This window comes from Saccharothrix sp. ST-888 (genome assembly GCF_000955975.1).
Lineage (GTDB): Bacteria > Actinomycetota > Actinomycetes > Streptomycetales > Streptomycetaceae > Kitasatospora.
Genome location: NZ_JYJF01000643.1, coordinates 1 through 344, shown reverse-complemented (window position 1 = coordinate 344; position 344 = coordinate 1). Strand labels below are relative to the sequence as shown.

The window sequence follows — 344 nt, the reverse complement described above, 5'->3', positions numbered from 1 at the left end:
CCGGCGCGGGGGGCGCAGCGGGGGGCGGGCGGATGACCGTGCGGCGGGCCCAGCTCGGCGGGTCGTTCGGCGGGCGGTGGGAGTTGCTGACGGCCGGGGCGTTGCTCGGGCTGATCGTTCCGCTGATGGTCTGGTTCAGCGTGCAGGGGTACTTGGTCCGGGGAGTGCTGGCGGGAGCGCTGGAGGGGTGGGAGGTGTTCGGGCGTGTGCAGCGGGGGCGTCGTGGCCGGCGCGGCCGCCGTGGCGGGCGTGGCCGTCGTGGCGGGCGGGGCGGGGGCGTGGGGGGAGGCCGGGTGGTGGGCGGCTCGGCGCGGCCCACCATCCGGACACCGGTCAGTGCATCG

Annotated in this window: 1 pseudogene; it reads left to right on the top strand. The window is 78.5% G+C overall.

The window, feature by feature from the left end:
• Nucleotides 1-32 precede the first annotated feature (32 nt).
• A pseudogene (locus UK12_RS44045) lies at nucleotides 33-344 on the top strand (hypothetical protein); the annotation flags it as partial.